This is a genomic window from Mesorhizobium sp. M7A.F.Ca.AU.001.01.1.1 (assembly GCF_004022735.1).
GTDB lineage: Bacteria > Pseudomonadota > Alphaproteobacteria > Rhizobiales > Rhizobiaceae > Mesorhizobium > Mesorhizobium ciceri.
In genome coordinates, this window is sequence record NZ_RZPF01001341.1 from 1 (window position 1) to 508 (window position 508).

General features: G+C 63.8%; 2 pseudogenes. Both read right to left on the minus strand.

The features are described 5' to 3' along the window. Window positions 1–306: pseudogene (locus EN884_RS38065) on the minus strand (iron ABC transporter permease); the annotation flags it as partial. 92 nt (window positions 307–398) lie between these two features. Further along, window positions 399–508: pseudogene (locus tag EN884_RS40375) on the minus strand (Fe(3+) ABC transporter substrate-binding protein); the annotation flags it as partial.

Here is a 508-nt window from a genome sequence, read left to right on the forward strand (position 1 = left end):
ACAGAGCACCATGGCGCTGCGAGCGCGGATATCGGTCAGAGTGACGAGGACGGCCACCAGCGTTCCAGACAGCACCGCAAGCAGGGTGCCGCCGATACCGACGACCAGTGTGTGCCAGGTGGCGATCCAGGTCGCCGGACTGGCGAGCCCCGCCTTTATCGCGACGGTCGACAGCGTGCCGCCGGGCGCCACGATCTCCTTGATCAGGCGCAGCATCGGCAGCAGGGAAAGCAGGACGATGACGATGGCTACCGCCGCCGTCAGGACCATTTCCTGGCCCCGGCTTTCCCTGATCCGTGTTGACATGATTGCGTTTCCTGGGGTCGATCAGCCGATGCGATCGGGGTTTTGCCCGTCAGGGATACCGCTGGGACGGCACCCCTGACTGGATTGCCGGCTCAGCCCCCGAACAATTCCGAGAACTTCGCCTTGTCGGCGTCGGTTTTGGCGACGATTGCCTTGGTGTCGAACGGCATCACCTTGACCTTGACGCCTTCCGGCAGCCATT